At 54.8% G+C, this 19,647-nt stretch carries 17 protein-coding genes; 11 read left to right on the plus strand and 6 right to left on the minus strand.

What is annotated here, in order from left to right:
• Window position 1: 1 nt before the first annotated feature.
• The gene (locus INP77_RS12400) at window positions 2-175 is read right to left on the minus strand and encodes a DUF1328 domain-containing protein (protein ID WP_194749360.1); all 174 of its coding nucleotides are present in this window, start codon (window positions 173-175) and stop codon (window positions 2-4) included.
• A 252-nt stretch (window positions 176-427) separates the two neighbouring features.
• Between INP77_RS12400 and INP77_RS12405 the strand changes: the two genes are divergently transcribed.
• The gene (locus INP77_RS12405) at window positions 428-934 is read left to right on the plus strand and encodes a hypothetical protein (RefSeq protein WP_228518916.1); all 507 of its coding nucleotides are present in this window, start codon (window positions 428-430) and stop codon (window positions 932-934) included.
• Between the two features lie 122 nt (window positions 935-1,056).
• Here INP77_RS12405 and INP77_RS12410 read toward each other — a convergent pair whose 3' ends face one another.
• Window positions 1,057-2,502, minus strand: coding sequence for a sensor histidine kinase (locus INP77_RS12410; protein ID WP_194749361.1), 1,446 nt, complete (start codon window positions 2,500-2,502; stop codon window positions 1,057-1,059).
• A complete protein-coding gene (locus INP77_RS12415) occupies window positions 2,499-3,170 on the minus strand; it encodes a response regulator transcription factor (RefSeq protein ID WP_194749362.1) in 672 nt (223 codons plus the stop codon). Before INP77_RS12415 ends, INP77_RS12410 begins: the two co-directional genes overlap by 4 nt.
• A gap of 208 nt (window positions 3,171-3,378) precedes the next feature.
• Between INP77_RS12415 and INP77_RS12420 the strand changes: the two genes are divergently transcribed.
• From INP77_RS12420 to INP77_RS12465, 10 genes are all read left to right on the plus strand, one after another.
• Window positions 3,379-4,053 (plus strand): MtnX-like HAD-IB family phosphatase, encoded by a 675-nt coding sequence (locus INP77_RS12420; protein ID WP_194749363.1) that lies wholly within the window; start codon window positions 3,379-3,381, stop codon window positions 4,051-4,053.
• Window positions 4,054-4,068: 15 nt separating this feature from the next.
• Window positions 4,069-5,442 (plus strand): aspartate aminotransferase family protein, encoded by a 1,374-nt coding sequence (locus INP77_RS12425; protein ID WP_194749364.1) that lies wholly within the window; start codon window positions 4,069-4,071, stop codon window positions 5,440-5,442.
• A gap of 10 nt (window positions 5,443-5,452) precedes the next feature.
• Window positions 5,453-6,325: an arginase family protein gene (locus INP77_RS12430; RefSeq protein ID WP_228518925.1), complete on the plus strand. Its 873-nt coding sequence runs from the start codon at window positions 5,453-5,455 to the stop codon at window positions 6,323-6,325.
• Window positions 6,322-6,690, plus strand: a complete 369-nt coding sequence (locus tag INP77_RS12435) for an EamA family transporter (RefSeq protein WP_194749366.1) — start codon at window positions 6,322-6,324, stop codon at window positions 6,688-6,690. Before INP77_RS12430 ends, INP77_RS12435 begins: the two co-directional genes overlap by 4 nt.
• Window positions 6,687-7,526 (plus strand): carboxylesterase, encoded by an 840-nt coding sequence (locus INP77_RS12440; RefSeq protein WP_194749367.1) that lies wholly within the window; start codon window positions 6,687-6,689, stop codon window positions 7,524-7,526. Before INP77_RS12435 ends, INP77_RS12440 begins: the two co-directional genes overlap by 4 nt.
• Window positions 7,527-7,557: 31 nt before the next feature.
• Window positions 7,558-7,812, plus strand: a complete 255-nt coding sequence (locus INP77_RS12445; protein WP_194749368.1) for a phosphopantetheine-binding protein — start codon at window positions 7,558-7,560, stop codon at window positions 7,810-7,812.
• Window positions 7,812-9,050, plus strand: coding sequence for a beta-ketoacyl synthase (locus tag INP77_RS12450; protein ID WP_194749369.1), 1,239 nt, complete (start codon window positions 7,812-7,814; stop codon window positions 9,048-9,050). Before INP77_RS12445 ends, INP77_RS12450 begins: the two co-directional genes overlap by 1 nt.
• A gap of 2 nt (window positions 9,051-9,052) precedes the next feature.
• A complete protein-coding gene (locus INP77_RS12455) occupies window positions 9,053-10,204 on the plus strand; it encodes a GNAT family N-acetyltransferase (RefSeq protein WP_228518917.1) in 1,152 nt (383 codons plus the stop codon).
• Entirely contained in the window at window positions 10,179-10,574 is a 396-nt protein-coding gene (locus INP77_RS12460) for a hypothetical protein (protein WP_194749370.1), read from the plus strand. Before INP77_RS12455 ends, INP77_RS12460 begins: the two co-directional genes overlap by 26 nt.
• A gap of 233 nt (window positions 10,575-10,807) precedes the next feature.
• Window positions 10,808-12,022: a diguanylate phosphodiesterase gene (locus INP77_RS12465; protein ID WP_194749371.1), complete on the plus strand. Its 1,215-nt coding sequence runs from the start codon at window positions 10,808-10,810 to the stop codon at window positions 12,020-12,022.
• Here INP77_RS12465 and INP77_RS12470 read toward each other — a convergent pair.
• From INP77_RS12470 to INP77_RS12480, 3 genes are read right to left on the minus strand one after another with little or no spacing between them, the layout of a single operon-like run.
• Complete coding sequence (locus INP77_RS12470; protein WP_194749372.1) at window positions 12,019-13,434, minus strand: efflux transporter outer membrane subunit; 1,416 nt, start codon at window positions 13,432-13,434, stop codon at window positions 12,019-12,021. The two genes, INP77_RS12465 and INP77_RS12470, sit on opposite strands and share 4 nt — an antisense overlap.
• Window positions 13,431-16,559 carry an efflux RND transporter permease subunit gene (locus INP77_RS12475; protein WP_194749373.1) on the minus strand — a complete coding sequence of 1,043 codons (3,129 nt, stop codon included), beginning with the start codon at window positions 16,557-16,559 and terminating at the stop codon, window positions 13,431-13,433. Before INP77_RS12475 ends, INP77_RS12470 begins: the two co-directional genes overlap by 4 nt.
• A complete protein-coding gene (locus INP77_RS12480) occupies window positions 16,556-19,642 on the minus strand; it encodes an efflux RND transporter permease subunit (RefSeq protein WP_305076189.1) in 3,087 nt (1,028 codons plus the stop codon). The genes INP77_RS12475 and INP77_RS12480 overlap by 4 nt, the downstream gene beginning before the upstream one ends.
• Window positions 19,643-19,647: the final 5 nt, after the last annotated feature.

Consider the following 19,647-nt stretch of genomic DNA (forward strand, 5'->3'; position numbering starts at 1 on the left):
ATTAAGCGATCATACTGATGCCAAGCACCGTTGCCAGCGCAATGCCGATGGCCAGCAGCAGGAAAATAAAGAAAAATACCTTGGAGATGGTGGCCGCGCCCGACTCAACGCCTCTAAACCCCAAGAGCCCGGCGATAAATGAAATGACCAGAAACAAGAGTGCGTAATAAAGCATGTTCGACCTTTCCCAATTGGTTAAATACATGCTCATGATAAAAAAAGCCTGGCATGCGCACTATCAGCCTCTGTCGTGACTGCCAGTCAGAAAAGGCTGACGCAGCGCGCAGTCGGATCATGCGTGATTGACAAGTATAAAAGTGCTTGGCGAGCGTCAAAATGCGCGTATATTATTTCAAATCAAAAATAGGCAAGTCCGCCAGTGTGAATGGCAGAGTGCAAATGAGTTAACCTGCAGGAGGGCGCAGTCATGGGCGGGATCAAACAGTGTCGAGCAGCCTGGCTGGTCACAGGAAGTTGCCTGTTTAGTCTTTGGTGGCCGGTCTCTTTTGCACTGGCTTCCAGCGATAGTGCCAAAGTGATCAGTGCCATGACGGTGACTGAGGATAAGCACGGTAGCAAATCCACAAGCAAGCCTGCCGTCATTGCGCTGGTGAATCTGGATGAGGTGTCGCCTGACTGCCAGCAGCAAGTCACCATGGCCAGAATCAAAACCGTGGCCTATAGTGAAAGTGGCATGACGCCTGAGAAAATCAAGTTTGACTGGCAAGGCAATGCGCTGGACGTGGCCACTAATGTCGGCGAAAACCCGATATTGACGCTAGAAGAGATTCAGGCCGCCCACCAGTTTATCCGCGTCGGCAAGCAGTACCTGATTCATTTTCAGCTGTGTTCTGATGGTCAGCAACGCAGCCTGATTAATTTATATGCCACGCTGAATCCGCCGAGTCGGCCAGCACGTAAAATCAAATCGTAAGATCGTTCTCCCTATCAAGATGGAGCATGATGCCAGGGTGGGTTGGATGGCCAGCAACCGCTCGCTTTCAGCCCATACTGTTCCCAGCATAGTGCATCAGACCTAGCGAAGTGCATCACACCTTAGCTCAGCTTGGCCGGGCCGCCAGCGTCTGGCCGTTGAAACCGCACCCTCATCAACGTGCCTATGCCCTGTGCGCCAGCGCTAACGGTGATGCTGGCACTATGCAGCGCCACAATCTCCTTGACGATGGACAAGCCCAAGCCACTGCCTTCCTGTGAATGGTTGAGCACGCGGTGAAAGCGTTCAAACACCATGGCATGCTCTTCTTCCGGGATGCCGATACCGTTGTCTTCCACCTGGATTTCCGTCCATTTTTCCTGGGCAATCACAGACAGCGTCACCTTGCCCCCTTCCGGTGTATAGCGCACCGCATTGTCCAGCAGGTTGACCAGCAGAATCTTCAGGCGTTGCTTGTCGGCATGGATGGTGAAGTCTGGCAAAGGCCCGGCACCACTGGATTCCAGTCCCAGATCTATATTTTTTTTCAGTGCAAAATGAATCACTTCCACGCAGGCATCTTGGGCCAGGGCCAGCAGATTGACAGGTTTGAGCGCAATCACGTTAGCGGCTTCAGGCTGGTTATTTGACAGCCGCAACAACTGGTTGACGATATGTGTGAGCTTGCTCACGCTTTCGCTGATCATGCCCAGCTGGTGTTGAGACTGGTCCTTGGCCTTCTCATGGCGCAATGCCAGCTCCAGTTGCGCCTGTATGCCCGCCAATGGGGTACGCAATTGATGGGCGGCATCGGCAATAAACTGGTTCTGCGCCAGGATGGCGTTATTGAGCCTGCCCATGAGCAGATTGATCGAGTTGATCAACACCATGGCCTCTTCGGGCACGTTGTTGAGCATGACCGGGTCCAGTTGCGTGCTGGAGCGTTTGGCGATCTCTTCGTTGAGCTCGTGCAGTGGCCGTAGACCCTTGGTCACCCCGGCTAACAGCATGACACTGCAGACCAGCAGCAGGAGCAACTGTGGCAGGACGATGGCAAATAGAATCCGGCTGCGCAAGTCATTACGTTTGTGCACGGTTTCGGCAATCAACACAGAGTACATGAGCGGCTGGTTCTGACGATCGACGATCGTGCTTTTCTGATTAAGCAATCGCACGACCTCGCCATGCGCTCTGGCATAGCGTAAATGACGATGATTCAAGCTGTCCTTGTGTTTAAAGGGCAGTGTCGGGTCGCCACTTAAATAATGGCCTTGCGCGTCGTAAATCGCAAAATAGGTTTTATCATCCTTGTCTGAAAAAAGCACTGTTTGTGATTCCGTGCTCATTCTGAAATTTTCCGGGGTCTTGCCGGATTCGCTGATCATGGCGATCACGTCATTGGCAATATCCTCCAGCATCTCATCAAACGATTGCTCAATAAAGTGGCTTCCTACCTTGTACAAAATGGTGGTGTCCAGCGGCACCAGGATGAACATGGGGATGGTCACCCACAAGAATAACTGTTTGCGCAGGGTGCGGCCCTGGCTCAATTTGAACAGTCGATTCATGGATTTTTTTGTTCCATGATATAGCCCAGACCGCGTACGTTGGAAATGCAGACCTCGCCGTCGCCCAGTTTTTTGCGCAAGCGGTGCACATAGACCTCAATCGCATTCTGGCCGATATCCTGTTCCCAGTTGCACAGGCTTTCAATCAGCGCCTCTTTGGTCACCAGCTTGCCGCATTTATTGGCCAGGGTTTCCAGTAAGGAAAACTCGCGTGGCGACACACTGAGTTTCTCGCCCTTGAGGTGAACGCTATGCTCCTTGGTGTCCAGTTCCAGTGGACCTATCGTAATCTTGGAGGAGTAGTGCGCATTCACGCGCCGGATCTGGGCACGGATTCTGGCAGCCAGCTCGGGCAGTCTGAATGGTTTGATCAGGTAATCATCCGCGCCCATGTCAAAGGCGTTGACGATATCATCCGGGTTGTCATTCGCTGTTAGCACGATGATAGGGACGGATTGTTTGCTGTTGCGCAAGCGCTGAATGACTTCAAAGCCGGTTAAAAACGGCAACCCCAAATCCAGTAACACCAGATCATAGGTTTGTGCTTGTGCCGCCAGTACACCGTCCTTGCCATTTCTGAACCAGTCAACCGCATAGGTTGCATTGACTAGCGATTGCACGACGGCATCACCGAGTACCACATCATCCTCAACCAACAAAATACGCATTCATCTGAGTCCTGCTTCAAGATTACTGCTAGCTTGCCTCATGCCTACTTACAGCTTGCTTACATCAATTTGGCCACTGAATGACTGTAAGTGTTTCGTAAGAATTTGACTGCATGATGACGCCGTAACCAAGATTGACTGGTAGGCGCAACAGGAGAGGCCTGCTGTTCGGACCAGATTGCTGTTGTCGAAAAATAAGGAGAGGGTGATGTTATTTATTGTGGATTTTGATGGCACCATTTCAAAGTCGGACACGATTGATGCCTTGCTGGAGAAGTTTGCCGATGACCGTTGGCAGCAGTATGAGCAGTCGTGGCTGGCGGGCGAGATCGATGCCGTCACCTGCATGAGCAACCAGTTGGCGCTGGTTGAGGCCGATCACATTGCCCTCGAAAGTTTTTTCCGCACCATAGAGCTAGACCGTAGCTTTTGCCAGTTTCATAGCTTTGCCCGCCAGTTTGCGCGTGTGGTGATTGCCAGCGATGGCCTGGATCATGCGATCAAGGTTTCCATGCAACATTCCGCCTTTCCTGAGCTGCCGGTGTTTGCCAATCGCCTGAACTTTGAACCCAAAGGCATCCGCATGACTTTCCCTAACCGTCAGCCTGATTGTGCGGGCGGCAACGGCAATTGCAAATGTGCGATTGCCACGGCCCAGCGCGCCTATCCTGGCGAAAAAGTGGTGTTGATCGGCGATGGCAAGTCAGACGCCTGTCTGGCCAAACGCGCTGATGTGGTATTTGCCAAAGGCTCACTGGTCAAGCATTGCGAAAAAAACCAGATTCCTTTTATTCCGTTTTCTACCTTTGACGATGTCGTGGCCGTCTTGCAAGACTGGCCCGAATGTCAGATTTCAACCACCCTTACCCACCAAACAGCCTAGTGAGGCGATTTCATTATGGACCAAAAAATTATAGAAATTCTTGATAAGAACAATCAGTACTGTTCACATGGTGACACGGTGAACTATGCCGATCCCCCGAAAGTGTTTGAGGGCTGTGATGGCAGCTTTTTGTATGACGAAAAAGGGGTGAAATACCTCGATTGGCAAATGTGGTATTCCGCTGTCAATTTCGGCTACAAAAATGAGCGCATTGCCAATGTACTGAAGAAGCAGATTGATACCTTGCCTCAACTGGCCAGCCAATACCTGCACAAGGAAAAAGTCGAGCTGGCAGAAATCATCTGCCGCTACATGGAAGAAAAGTATGGGGTCAAAGGTCGCGTTCACTTCAACGTCGGCGGGGCACAAGCGGTTGAAGACTCCTTGAAAGTGGTGCGTAACCATACCGGTAAAACACATCAGTTTGCATTTATGGGCGGTTACCACGGCCGTACACTGGGCGCCTCTGCGATTACTTCCAGCTACCGTTACCGCCGCCGGTTTGGCAACTTTGCTGACCGCGCGCACTTTGTGCCGTATCCATACTGCTTCCGTTGTCCGTATGACATGAAAGTGGAAACTTGCGATACCTATTGCCACAAAGAGTTTGAAAAACTGTTTGAAACCGAATACCAGTCTTTCTGGGATGAAAAATCCAAACAGTGTGAATTTGGCGCGTTTTATATTGAGCCTATGCAGGGGACCGGCGGCTACATTATTCCGCCTGAAGGATATATGCAAAAGCTGCAAGCTTCACTGAAAAAACGCAATGTGTTGCTGGTGGCCGACGAAATTCAGATGGGCGTTTACCGTACCGGTAAATTGTGGTCCTGGGAAAACTTTGGCATCGTGCCGGATATTTTTGTGTTTGGTAAGGCGATCACCAACGGCCTGAATCCGCTGTCCGGCATCTGGGCGCGTGAAGAATTGATCTCGCCTGAAAAATTCCCACCAGGCTCAACCCACTCTACTTTTGCCTCGAATCCGCTCGGCACTGCCGTGGCGCTCGAAGTGTTGAAGATGACGCAAGAGTCTGATTTTGAGCCGCATGTGCGTCAACGTGGTGCGCATTTCCTCAAACGTTTGCATGAGCTGAAGTCGCGCTGGAAATGCGTGGGCGATGTCAGCGGTCTGGGCCTGGCGCTCAGAATCGAGTTGTGCGAGAGCGACGGTTTCACCGCGAGTCGTGCCCTGGCTGACCGCATGTTTAACGAAGGCCTGAAAGGCGATTTGCTGATCGGTGACAAGCAGTATGGCTTGGTGCTGGATATCGGTGGCTACGAGAAAAACGTGATTACGCTGGCGCCTTCGCTGATGATTACCGAGGAAGAAATCGACCTGGGTATCCAGCTGTTTGAAATGCTGCTCAAGCGTTGCGGAGCAGAGTAACTTGCTTGAGATGGAAGTGGTCGCTTACGATTTTGATGGCAGCATTCAGGCGCAGCTGGCCATGCTGAACGCGCAAGGGGTGCAGCCGGTGCTGCATGCCATGCGCCAGCATGAAACGGCGACGCGCCTCTGGGCGTCGGCCAAGGCGTTTGCCGCCATGGCCAGCCAGTTGCGGCCGCGCACAAGCCTGCCGCAATTTTCGCTGATCGGTTCCGGCGACTACCACCATATCTCACTGGCCTTGATTGCGCGTTTTGAAACGCCGTTGACGGTGGTGCTGTTTGACAATCATCCTGACTGGATGCAGCCACCGCATCAGTATCATTGTGGCACCTGGGTCTATCAACTGGCCCGTTTGCCACAGGTCAAGCGCGTGATCATCGTCGGCCTCGAAAGTGGCGATATTGATCATGATCAGTTTAAAAAAGGCGATGTAGAAAGCTTTTTGCAGCAAAAAATCATTTTGTTGCCTTATCGCAAGGTGCAGGTGAATGCGCCGCAGCCCCTGTTTTTGCACAGCAAGCTGGCGCAAGACCTGACGACAGGGATTCAAGAGGTGCTGTCGTACATAGACACTGAGCAGGTCTATATCAGCATTGATAAAGACTGCCTGCAAGCGGCAGACGCCAAGACCAACTGGGAGCAGGGGAGTCTGCCTCTGGCCACCGTCACCGCCGTCATTCAGTCGCTCAGCCAGCATAAACAGCTCATAGGTGCGGATACGGTGGGCGACTTTTCGCCGGTGCGGTTCCGTTCACCACTCAAATGGATCGCCTCTTATTTAGACCGCAAAGTGCATCCGCGTGAGGCTGTGCAGGTTGCCGCCCAGGTCAATGCCGCTGCCAACCTGCGCTTGTTGCATGCCCTGAAGGGGGGCGCATGATGATACATACCGGCGCATTATTTGTTGCAGCCGTCCTGCTGGATACGCTGGGCACCACCTTGTTTAAGCTGGGTGCCATGCAACCGGCGACCACGGTAGAAACTTCGCCGATGGCGCTGTTGCGGTCTTGCCTGACCCGCTGGCATGTGCCGGCCGGCTTGCTGGTCTACGTGGTGGAATACGTGATCTGGATTACCTATTTATCCGCTTCTTCGCTGAGCCAGGCTTTTCCGATGTATAGCATCACTATTGTATTGATCATGCTGGTGTCACGACTGGCGTTAAATGAACAGATTGGCATGAAGCGCTGGCTGGGGGCCTTGCTCATTGTGGCCGGCGTTGGGTTGTTAGGGAGCAACACATGAACACATTGCAACAACTGATAGGCGAAAACGGCTTCTGGCTGCAACAGTCAGAACACGCCGTATTACTGGTCCACGGTTTGACCGGCACGCCTGCAGAAATGAAACATTACGGCAAGCAAATCGCCCGCAAAGGCCTGTCTGTGGTGTGCCCGGTGCTGGCCGGGCATTGTGCCTCGGTGCAGGAGCTGAGCCGCACCCGCTGGCAAGCGTGGTTTACCTCGATTGAAACCGTCTTTCTCGAGATGCGCAAACATTATAAAAGTGTGTTTGTTTCAGGCCTGTCTATGGGCGCCCTGATTGCCTTGCTGGTGGCTGCCAAACACGGCAAAGAAGTGGCTGGCGTGGTGCTGTTGTCGGCGACCTTTGTCTATGACGGCTGGAATATCCCCCTGTTCAAGCAACGCTTTTTGTTGCCCTTGGTGCTGTATTCGCCCTTGCGCTATGTCATGCAGTGGGAAGAAACCGCGCCTTATGGCATCAAGTGCGAACGTACGCGCGCCATGGTGGCAGCCGTGCTTGAAAACAAAGATGCCCGTACCTCGGAAAAAATCGGCTATTTCAAGACCCCGGCCACGGTCATCTACCAGAGTGTCAAATTGATCCGCGCAGCGCGCAAGCAGTTGCCACAAGTCACTTGCCCGGTATTGATTGTGCATTCGACCGAGGATGATATGGCCAGCCTTAAAAATGCCTATCTGGTAGAAAAAGAAATTGCCAGCAAGCATGTGGAAACCTTTTATATCGGCGATACCTACCACGTGGTGACACTGGACAAGCGCAAGGATGATATCGCCAGACGCAGTGCAGAATTTTGTTTGTCCGTGATTAACGCCTGATCACTAGAAGTGAGATAAGTAAGGAGTGCTTATGCAGAATACACAGAATACATTTGAAGTCGTCAGCGGCCTGATCGCCAGCAAGCTGGAGATAGACCAGAAGACGATTACACCGCAAAGCAAGCTGGTCGACCTTGGCCTGGACTCGCTGGATATTTTTGACATTATCTTCCAGGCTGAAGATCAGTATGGCATCAAGGTGCCTAACCCTTCAGAAGAGATTGCCACCGTAGAAGATGTGGTGTGCATGCTGGACGACTTGCTCAAGACCGAGGCCAGCGCATAATGAGCATGCCGCGCCGGGTGGTGATCACGGGGGCGGGCATCGTTTCGCCGCTAGGCAACGATGTGACGACCTTTCAACAAAACCTGTTGAATGGGGTGTCAGGCATTGGTGCGCTCAAGGCCGAGTTTGCCGAGCAACTCGAAACGCGGATTGCTGCCCAGTGCCAGTTTGAGCCAGAGCAGCATTTCAGCCGCCAGGAGCTAGCCTTGCTCGACCGCGTCAGCCAGTTTGCTTTGCACAGTGCCGAGCAAGCCTTGCAGCAGTCTGGTATCGATTTGGCTGCCTTCAGTCCAGACGCGCTTGGTTGCTTTATCGGCACCGGCATGGGCGGCGCCGCCGCCACAGAAGAAGGCTATGCGCGCTTGTTCAAGCAGGGCCTGAACCGGCTCAAACCGTTTACAGTACTCATGGCGATGAACAGTGCGGCTGCTTCGCAAATTGCGACCAAATACCAGTTCGCAGGCCCGAATCAAACCATTTCCACCGCATGTTCTTCTGCCGCGATTGCCATAGGCGAAGCCGCCAAACAGATTGCCTTCGGCCGCTGTGAAGCGGCGCTGGCCGGCGGCAGTGAAGCCTTGCTCACCTTTGGCACCATCAAGGCCTGGGAGGCATTGCGTACCCTCGCCAAAGAAGACCCGCAAGCCGCTGCAGCCTCCTGCAAACCGTTTTCTGCCGATAGAACGGGCCTGGTACTCGGTGAAGGTGCGGCTGTGTTCGTGCTCGAAACCTACGAGCATGCCAGTGCGCGCGGCGCGCATATTCTGGCGGAAATCGTCGGTTTTGGCACGTCAAATGACTTTAGCCATATGACCCAGCCTTCGGTCGAAGGTCAGGCCCTGGCCATGCAAAAAGCCTTGCAAGATGCCGGCCTCAACCCTGAGCAGATCAGCTATATCAATGCTCACGGCACCGGCACCCAGCTCAACGATGTAACCGAGACCCGTGCGATCAAGCAAGTGTTTGGTGAGGCGGCGGCGCAGATTCCGGTCAGTTCCACCAAATCCATGCATGGTCACTTGATGGGCGCTGCGGCCGCGGTCGAGTTGGTCGCCTGCATTGTCGCCTTGCAGCAAAACACCTTGCCGCCCACCATGCATTTGCACACCCCGGACCCGGAATGTGATTTGAATTACGTGGCCAACCAGGCGCAACCCGTTCAGCATCTCGAGTATGTCATGAGTAACTCATTTGCCTTTGGTGGCACCAGCGGTGTCCTTATTTTGAGAAAGATCTAATCATGCAAACTGCCTTATATATGGATTCCAACCTCAGTGCCGAAACGCCTGTGTTTGATGTGGAAGTGGGCTACAGTGCCGCCAAGTTTCCCGAGGAAACCTGGAAAACACTGTTAAAGGATGATCTCGAAGGCTACCGCTTGCATCTGGCGTTTGACTCCGCCAATGTGCAGGGCTTTAAAACCGGTTACCTGGCGGTCAAGAAAAATCAGGTCATTGTTTGCCTGGCGCCGTTTTTTATCACCGATTACAACCTGGATACCACGGTGCAAGGGCGCCTGAAACCCTTGCTGCAAAAAGTCCGCGAGCGTATTCCTTTCCTCATGCGGGTCAAATTACTTTGCGTCGGTTCGCCGATCACCGATGCCTGCAAAATGACCTTGCATCCTGACTATCCGTTTGATCCGGCCATGATGCAGGCCCTCAATGCGCAGTTGCAAAAAATTGCCGCCAAAGCTGGCGCCTCGGTGATTGCCTTTAAAGATGTGCTGGCACGTGACCTGCAAAAAGTGGGTGCCCCGCTCAATGCGTTGGGCTACAGCACGCTCAGAAACATGCCGGTCGCCGTCAATCAGATCGCATTTGACTCGATGGAGGCCTACTTCGCCAGCCTGAGTTATGCCACGCGCAAAGACCTGCGCAGAAAGCTCAAAAAACGCTCGCAAATTGAAATCCGCGAAGTGCAGGGCATGCCGTCCAATCTGGACGAAATCTACCAGCTGTATCTCGAAACCTATGAGCGCAGCGAATTGAAGTTTGAAAAACTGACCAGCAGCTTTTTTGAGTTTGTGGCGGGCCTGATGCCAGAAAATACCCGCTTTGTGCTGTATTACCTCGAAGGCAAACTGATTGCGTTTAACATGCTGCTGCACAACGGCCATACCCTGATGGATAAATACATTGGCATGCACCAGCCTGTCGCGGCGGAGCACAACATTTACTTCTTAAGCTGGATCTATAACATCGAGATGTGCCTGCGCGATGGCATCACGCAGTTTCAAAGCGGGCAGGCCTCCTACGAGGTGAAGAAAAGACTGGGTGCCGAGCTTGAAGACACCTATTTGCTTTTTAAACATACCAACCGCTTCCTGAATCAACCGCTGGCTTGTCTGGCCAAATTGCTTGCTTATGAAAACTTTGACCAGAACATCTAACGCCAGTGTCGTCTGGTTATTTTCACTGCTGATTTTCTGCGATACGTTTAGTCAGGTGTTATTCAAGATGGCCTCGCTGGAGGTTGGCGCGGCCTCATTGGAAAGCTGGCAGAGTTTTTTTGCCTTTGCCGGCTCACTGTTGCTGCAGCCTGCGCTGGTGGGAGGGGTGATGCTGCTACTGGTGGCGTTTTGTTGCTGGATGCTGCTGATGTCTCGCACCGACCTCTCCAAGGCACATTTGATCTCTGGCATTGCCTATGCCACCGTGCCACTGGTCTCGGTTTATTTGTTTGCCGAGCATCTAAGCCCGGCACAAATCATGGGCATTGGCCTGATCACCCTGGGGGCGACGATTTCCAGTCTCAGCTAGCAGCGGGCGATTAGCGCAATGCCAGCCTCCATTCACGCGTCCAGCATGCGATGTCACACCTGAATGTGCGGGTGACAGGGTTTAAAAATAAAAGTGTCACATCTCCCCACTACAGTGTTGACGGTTTTCCGTTAAAACATCTAACTTTTTGGCCGTTTTAGATAATATTTTTATGTTTTAGATTAATTTTTGTTTGTATAATTTATTAATATAAATTTGTTTTTGTGATAAATATGTTTACGGTATTGGTGTATAAAAGTCGCTCAGTGAAGCAGCTGGTGGGGGATGAACTTGCTGCATTGGTTGACGCTGCTGCTGAAAAGAATCAAAAGAATGCCATTTCAGGCGTGCTCTTATACGATGGCGACTATTTTCTGCAATATCTGGAAGGTCCGGATATTGCCATCAAGCTGCTTTATCATCTGATTACCTTGGATGACAGGCATCGTAATGTGGTCAAGCTGATGGAGGACTTTTCTCCTGCGCGGCGATTTGGCGGCTGGTCCATGTACTGCATTGATGTGCAAAAGGTGTATGGTGAAGACATTTATGCCCTGTTGTCAGAGGGGGCTACCTTCAATAGCGGCGAGTCGCTCCCCGATCATGACCGTGTTGTTAAACTGATCACGGCCTTTGCCACCTCCCGCTGGAGCGATGGCGAGCGGACACTGCACGCGGAAGACTGGCAGTTTCAGCCCCAACCATCCCCTTTTGATGTCGTGAATCCTGCCCGCATTCAGCAGGCGGCTTGCCAGTTTGCATTTCAACCGATTGTTTCTCCACTGACCGGACTGATCTCTTCGATTGAAGCGCTGATCCGCAGCCCGTCTGGCGGCTCCCCGCAGCAGTGTTTTGAGGGATTGTCAGCCGAGGAGTTATATGTATTCGATCTGGAATCCAAACAGCACGCGTTGGCCCTGGCATCGCAGATGCAACTCGGGCCGATCAAGTTATCCATCAATCTGTTGCCGATGTCTTTGGTGCGGGTGCCCAATGCGGTGGAAAAGCTGCTCAGTTATATCGCACAATTTGATTTCAAGCCGCAGCAAATCATCGTTGAAATCACCGAGCAAGAGTCTATTGCCAACTTTGATGACTTTCAGCGCGCTATCAGGGAGTTACGTCTGGCAGGCATTAGTGTGTCGATTGATGATTTTGGTGCCGGCTTTGCCGGGCTGACCTTGCTGTCCAAATTTCAGCCTGAGAAGCTTAAGGTGGATAGACTGATTGTTGAAAATATTCACAAGGATGGCCCCAAGCAGGCGATTGTGCGGGCGCTGATTGAGTGTGCCCATGCGCTGGGCATTACGATTGTGGCCGAAGGGGTAGAGACCGTGGAAGAATGGTGCTGGTTACAATCTGCCGGCGTCGATTTGTTTCAAGGGTTTTTATTTGCCAAGCCCATGCTCAATGGGGTGGCACCTATCCAGTGGCCTGTTCAGACTTAATAGTTAGACTGGGGCAGCACGTAAGCGCCACCCAGTGCCACCATCAAAGCCACTGAAGCATTGAGCCTGCGCCCGGTGATGGAGAGCAGGTTGCGCTCGGCGGTCAACAGGGTGGATTGCACGTTGACCACGTATTGGTATTCACTGATGCCGGCACGGTAGCGGTTTTCGGTTTGGGTGACGGCTTCGCGTGCAAATTTGACGGCGGTTTCCTGTTCTTTTGCCTCCGCCTCCAGAATACGCAGCAAGGCCAGATTATCCTCAACTTCGCGCAAGCCATTGATCACGGTTTGTTTATAGGTGGCGACACTGGCATCGTAGCGGGCAATCGCCGCATTGGTGTTCGATCTACGCAACTGATTATCAAAAATCGGCCCGGCCAGCGCGGGGCCCAGTGACCAGAGGCGGTTAGGCAGCGAAAGCAGATTGCTCAGGCTGTTGTCGCTATAGCCAAAGGTCGCGCCCAGCGTCAGCGTGGGGAAGAGTGCCGCTCGCGCAACGCCGATCTGTGCATTGGCGGAGGCGACCCTGCGCTCAGCCCCGGCAATGTCTGGTCTGCGTTCCAGCAGGCTGGCAGGCAAGCCTGTATTCGCGGCGGGCAGAGACAAGTTGGCCACGTCCTTGTATGGTTGTTCGGGGATAGACAGCTCTGCTGGCGGCTTGCCGATCAGTACTGCAATCGCATGCTCCAGTTGCGCGCGCGAGGCGCTGATATCAATCGACTGCGCCAAGGTGTTGCGCAATTGCGTTTCGGCCTGGGCGATTTCCGTGCGCGAGGCCAAGCCCACGTTATAGCGGTTGGTGGTCAGCTTGAGTGAGCGATCAAAGCTTTTGGCCGTGTTATCCAGCAGCAGCTTTTGCGAGTCCAGAATCCTGAGCTGAAAATAGGTTTGTGCCAGCGTAGACTGGACCGAGAGCTTGGCCGCTGCCAGGTCGGCGGCCGTGGCTTCGGCATTGGTTTCGCCGGCAATCACGCTGTTACGTATCCTGCCCCACAAGTCCATCTCCCAACTGGCATTGAGGCCAATGCTGTAATCACTGCGCACGCCAGTGGTATTGGTGGTCTCTCCGCGGGTGGCGCCTGCCTGCCCGTTGAGTGCGGGCAATTGCGGCGAGTGGCTCGCCCGCGCCAGTGCCAGCCCTTGCCGATAATTGGCCTCCGCAATCAGGATGGTATAGTTGGCTTGATTGGCCTGGGTGAGTAAGGCGGTCAGTTGGGGATCGTTGTAGCGTTCCCACCAGGCCGGAGACAGTTCTGGTGAACCGGGCTCGGCCACTTTCCAGCCTGCAGGCGGCGGTTCTTTGTATTGTGCCGGTATCTCGACGCGCGGGCGTACATAGTCTTGCCAGACGCTGCATCCTTGTATCATCAGGCCCGCCATGGCCAGCACCCACATTTTGACTATGTTCATACCGTTTGATTCTTCAAAGAATTTGAGTTTAACGAGAGGCCGAAACGCTGGCTGAGCCAACGCCCCGCATCATCCAGATACAGATAAACCACGGGCGTGGTGACCAGCGTCAGCACTTGCCCTACCAGCAGGCCACCGACGATGGAGATGCCCAGCGGCTGACGGATTTCAGCACCATCGCCGACGCCCAGCAACAAGGGCACCGCTCCCAGCACCGCCGCCAGCGTGGTCATTAAAATGGGCCGCAAGCGTTGCAGGCAGGCCTGGGTGACGGCGGCTTCGGCAGAGAGCGCGTGTTCACGCCGCAAATGAATCGCCGCATCAATCATGATAATGGCGTTTTTCATGACAATGCCCACCAGGAGCACAATGCCTATCATGGCGATAATGGTCAACTCGCTGTCAAACCATAACAGGGCCAGCAAGGCGCCTATGCCCGCCGAGGGCAGGGTAGAGAGGATGGTCAGCGGATGGATCAGGCTTTCGTACAGCATGCCCAGCACGATGTAGATCGCGATCACGGCGGTCAGGATCAGCCACGGCTGGCTATCCATGGAATCCTGAAACGCTTTGGCTTTACCGGCAAAGGTGCCATGGATGCTCTCTGGCGGCACCAGCGCGGCAAAGGTCGATTCGATGGCCTGGCTGGCGGCATCCAGCGCATAGCCTTGAGCCAGGTTAAACGAGACCGTGGCGGCGGCAAACTGCCCCTGGTGGTTGACCGCCAGGGGCGTATTCACCGGTTGCCAGTGGGCAAAACTGGCCAGCGGAATGCGCTGGTTTTTCAGGCTGGTCAGGTAGATATTCTGCAAGGATTCCGGTCCCTGCGCAAAGCGGGCCGCCACCGTCATCACCACATAGTATTGATTGAGCGGCTCGTAAATGGTTGAGACTAGCCGCTGGCCAAAGGCATCATTCAAGGCACTGTCAATCTGCTGCTGGGTAATGCCCAGGCGCGTGGCCGCATCGCGGTCCACCACCAGATTAATCTGCAAGCCCTTGTCTTGTGCATCACTGGAGACGTCAGTCAGTTGCGGCAGCTTGGCCATGGCATCTTTGAGTTTAGGGGCAAACTGGCGCAAATCGTCTACGCTGCTGGAGAGCAAGGTGTATTGGTATTCCGCCGAGCCCGGACGCAAGCCGATATTGAATTCCTGTTGTGGTCGCAAGCGTAACGATGCTCCGGCCACGCGGTCCAATTGCGGGCGCAAGCGATCCACCACTTCTTGCGCGGAGGCCTGGCGCTCTGCACGGGGTTTCAGCCGCGCATTGAGCATGCCGGTATTGGATTGCCCGCCGCCAAAGCCACCCGTGTATTCATAATAGGTATCGATATCGGGGTCGCGGGCGATGATCTGCATGAATTGGGCCACTTTTTCACGCATGGCCCAAAACGACAGATTCTGGTCGCCCTCGAAGTTGCCTTGCAAGCGGCCAGTATCTTGTAGCGGAAAAAAGCCCTTGGGCACCAGGGTATATAGATAAAGGTTGCTGCCGATAGCCACGGCAAAGAGCAGCAGAATCAGGCGCCTGTGGTGCAGGCTCCAGCGCAGCACACGCTGATACACTGAGGCTGGCCAGGGTTGGTCCTGCGTGGCGGGAGCGGGACTCGTATGGTCAGCGCCACCAGCCTTTGCGCCATGCTTTGCTGCTTGCGGCCGCAGTAGTTTGGAGGAGAGGACGGGTGTCAGTGTCAGCGACACCAGCAATGAAATGATGACCGCACTGGCCAGCGTGATTGAAAACTCGCGGAACATGCGCCCGACCACACCGTCCATGAACAGCAGCGGAATAAATGCCGCAATCAGCGCCAGACTCATGGCGATAATGGTAAATGACACCTCGTGCACTGCCCGCAGTGCCGCCTGCAAGGGGCTGAGGCCATGTTCAATGTGCCGGGCCGTATTTTCTACCACCACAATCGCATCATCCACCACAAAGCCGGTGGCAATAATGAGCGCCATCAGGGTCAGGTTATTGAGGCTGAAACCGCACAGGTAAATCACGGCCAGCGTCCCCAGCAAGGACACCGGAATGGCGATGCTGGGAATCAGCGCCGCGCGCCCGCTTTTTAAAAACAAAAAGGTCACCACGATCACCAATCCAATCGAGATCAGCAGGCTGTGTTCGACTTCTTCTAACGATTTGCGGACGATGGTGCTGCGGTCTATGAGCACTTCCATGGCAATGCCAGGCGGCAACAAGGGCTGCAGCCTAGGCAGCAAGGCTTTGATGCCATCAACCGTGGCGACAATGTTGGCGCCCGGGATATTATTCACCGCGATGACCACGCCGGGCTTTTGCTTGACGCTGCCGGCGCTGCGCAGCTCCTGCACCGAGTCTTTCACCTCGGCAATGTCGCGCAGCCTGACCGGGGCGGCATTGCGCCAGGCCACAATCAAATCACGAAAATCGGCCGCCTGGCGGTTACTGTCATTCACTTCCAGCTGCCAGCGTTTGCTGGCACTCTCGATAAAGCCTTTGGGTAAATGGGCGTTGGCATTGGCGATGGCCGTGCGGATCTGGTCCAGGCTGATGCAATATTGATTGGCAGTGAGCGGATTCACTTCTACCCTGACCGCCCGCAAGGCGCTGCCATTGACGTTGACCTGGCCCACGCCATCCACTTGCGAGATGCGCTGCCCGACCAGGCTGTAGGCCACATCGTACAGCTCGGACTGGCTGTAGCGGTCCGAGGTCAGCGCGATATGCATGATCATGGTCGGGCCACTCTTGCGCCAGGTTGGGTTGCTTTGCATGCCGGCTGGCAGCAAGGGGATGGCGGTATTGATGGCCGCTTGCACATCGCGTGCGGCACTGTCTGCATTGCGGTCCAGATCAAACTGCAAACTGACCCGGGTCTGGCCTTTGGTGCTGCTGGAGGTCATCTCGTTGAGGCCGGCAATATTACCCAGCGAGCGCTCCAGCGGCGAGGCAACGGCGGAAGCCATGGTTTCGGCGCTGGCGCCGGGCAGGCGCGCAAACACATCGATGCTGGGCATTTCCACTTGCGGCAGCGAGGCAATCGGCAGTGCCACATAAGCCGCAATGCCAGGCAAGGCAATCGCCAGTGCCAGCAAGGTGGTGGCCACGGGGCGGCGCAAAAACAGCGTGAGCCCACTCATGGGTTCGCCTCGCTGTGTGCGACTGCTTTGTGCTGACCAGGCTGGGCCAGGCGGTCAAACATCAGGTAGATGACTGGCGTAGTAAACAAGGTGAGCAACTGGCTCACTAACAGGCCGCCTATCATGGCAATGCCGAGCGGCGCACGCAATTCTGAGCCGGGGCCATCGCCGGTGACCAGCGGCACGGCACTTAACAGCGCCGCCAGTGTGGTCATCAGGATAGGCCGGAACCTGAGCAGGCAGGCTTCATAAATGGCTTCTTCAGGCGACTTGCCATGATGGCGCTCGGCCTCCAGTGCAAAATCAATCATCATGATGGCATTTTTTTGCACAATGCCGATCAGCAGGATAATGCCGATGATAGCAATCACGCTGAGCGGATGCCCGGTCAGCATGAGCGCCAGCAAGGCGCCGACGCCCGCAGAAGGCAAGGTGGAGAGGATGGTCAGCGGGTGGATATAGCTTTCATACAAAATACCCAGCACGATATACATGGTGAGGATGGCGGCCAGCATTAAAAATAATTCGTTGCCGAGTGCGGCATTAAAGGCGGCAGCTGCGCCCTGAAAGCGGCTAATCATGGTGGCCGGGAATTGCATGCGCTGTTTGACTGCATCAATTGCTGCCACGGCATCCCCCAGGGCATAGCCCTCGGCAAGGTTAAAGCCAATGGTGACTGAGGGTAACTGGTCTTCCCGGTTCACCACCAGCGCCGCCGGTTGCTCGCTGATGCGTGCGATACTCGCCAGCGGCACCTGGCGCCCGGTATTGCTGGTGACATAAACCTGATCCAGCGCCTGCAAGCCTGAGGCCGAGGATGGTTGCGACTCAAGAATCACGCGGTACTGATTGGCCTGGGTGAAAATGGTACTGATCATGCGCTGGCCAAAGGCGCTATAGAGCGCATTGTCCACATCCGCCATGGTAATGCCCAGCCGCCCGGCACTGTCGCGGTCCACGGTCACGGCGGCGCGCAGGCCGTCGCTGTGCAAGTTATGTGTGACGGTGGTCAGTTGCGGCAGCTTGCGCAGTGCTTGCATAAAGCCGGGGAGTGCGCTTTGCAAGGCTTGCGGATCGGTGCTGGTCAGCAGGTATTGATACTGGGTCTGGCTGACACGGTCTGACAACGTCAGGTCTTGCACCGGTTGCATAAACAGCTTGAGCGGGGCGGTGGCCTCCAGGCGAGATTGCAAGCGGGAAATGACCTCGCTGGCGCTGGCCTGGCGTTGCGGGTAGGGCTTGAGATTGATCAGCATACGGCCACTGTTATGCGTGGTGTTGACCCCATCCACGCCTACCACTGAAGAAATACTTTCTACATCGGCATCCTGCAAAATGGCTTCTACCACGGCTTGCTGCTTGTGGCTGATCACGCTGAAGGCATCCGAACCGTTGGCCTCAGTCATCACCTGGATAAAGCCGGTATCCTGGGTCGGGAACAGGCCTTTGGGGATGCTGATCACCAGCGTGACCGTCAGCACCAGCGATGCGGCCGCAAGCAGCAATACCAGCGGCTGGTGCCGCAAGGCAACCTGCAGTCCTCTGCCGTAATAGGCAATGATGCGGTCTATGAGGTTTGTCTGGTTTGCGACAGGGGCTTTGGCCGGTTTGAGCAAGCGCGCGCACAGCATGGGCGTCAGGGTGAGCGAGACTACCGCCGAAATCAGGATGGCAACGGCCAGTGTGACGGCAAACTCGCGGAACAAGCGGCCAATCACATCGCCCATAAACAGCAAGGGGATCAGCACCGCAATCAGTGAAAAGGTCAGCGATATGATGGTAAAACCGATCTGGCGGGCGCCCTTGATGGCGGCATTCATCGGCGTCTCGCCTTCTTCAATATGGCGCGCGATATTCTCAATCATGACAATGGCATCATCGACCACAAAGCCGGTGGCAATGGTCAGCGCCATCAGGGTGAGGTTGTTGATGCTAAAGCCCGCCGCATACATGATGCTAAACGTGCCCACCAGCGACAGCGGTACAGTCAAACTGGGGATGACGGTGCCCGCCGCCGTGCGCAAAAACAGGAAGATCACCATCACCACCAGGGCAATGGCCAGCATGAGCTCAAACTGCACATCTTCAAGCGCACTGCGGATGGTATGCGTGCGGTTAGTGAGTTCGCTGACGCTGACATCGGCCGGCAAGCCCGCGGTCAGGCCGGGCAGGCGCTCGCGAATCTGCTCGACCACCTCAATCACATTGGCGCCGGGCTGGCGGCGGATATTGACCAGAATGGCGGGCGTTTGGTTGGCCCAGGCAGAGATATACAAGTCTTCTTGTGCCTCTTTCACCTCAGCCACATCCCGCAGGCGCACGGGCCGGTCACCGGTGTTGGCAATAATCAGGTTACGGTATTCCTCTGCGGACCGCAGTTGGCTGTTGGCATCGAGTTCATAGGCCAGCAAGGGGCCATCAATATTGCCTTTGGCCTGGTTGGAGTTGGCGCTGTCTATGATGGTGCGCAGCGTATTCATGCCCAGCCCGTAGGCCGCCAGCACGGGCTGATTCACCTGAATGCGGATCGCCGGTTTTTGCCCGCCATCCACACTGACCAGGCCCACGCCACTCACCTGCGCAATTTTTTGTGCCATGCGCGTATCCACCAGGTCGCGTAACTTTGGCAATGGCAGGCTCTGTGAAGTCACGGCCAACGTCAGCACCGGGGCATCGGCCGGGTTCACCTTGTTATAGATGGGTGGGGAGGGTAAATCCGCAGGCAAAAAGGTACTGGCCGCGTTCATGGCCGCCTGAACTGACTGGACGGCAACATCGAGGCTGTTTTTCAGGCTGAACTGCAAGGTAATGACTGAAACGCCGCCAGAGCTGGCAGAGGACATATGTGCCAGGCCAGCCATAGCGCCAAATTGACGCTCCAGCGGTGAGGTCACATTCATCGCCATCACCTCGGCACTGGCGCCGGGGTAGAGCGTGACCACCTGAATCACCGGGTAATCAACCTGCGGCAAGGCAGCTTTTGGCAACAAGGTATACGCCAGCAGGCCCGCCAGCAGAATGGCGACCATCAATAACGAGGTCGCCACCGGTCTTAAAATAAACAGCCGTGAAGGGTTCATCATCGTCA

Origin of the sequence: Methylophilus sp. 13, from assembly GCF_015354335.1 — a bacterium.
Classification (GTDB): domain Bacteria; phylum Pseudomonadota; class Gammaproteobacteria; order Burkholderiales; family Methylophilaceae; genus Methylophilus; species Methylophilus glucosoxydans.